This window comes from Bartonella sp. AA86SXKL, from assembly GCF_042196885.1.
The window spans coordinates 922-1,153 of the sequence record NZ_JBHIRE010000120.1; the positions used below are offsets into that span (position 1 = coordinate 922).

Sequence of the window (232 nt, forward strand, 5' to 3'; positions counted from 1 at the left end):
GTATTCTCGGAATGGGTGATATTGTTTCTTTGGTGGAAAAAGCTGCTGAAACAATGGATCATGAGAAGGCAGCTGCTTTTGCAAAAAAGATGCAAGCCGGAAAATTTGATCTTAATGATCTAGCAGATCAGTTGCAAAAAATGAAAAAACTTGGCGGGATGGGGGGCATTATGGGAATGTTGCCCGGTTTGGGAAAGGTAAAAGATCAAATTGCTGCTGCCGGTCTTGATGA

1 pseudogene is annotated in these 232 nt (G+C 42.2%); it reads left to right on the plus strand.

From position 1 onward, the window contains the following. Window positions 1-232 (plus strand): annotated as a pseudogene (locus ACFIO5_RS10340) (signal recognition particle protein); the annotation flags it as partial.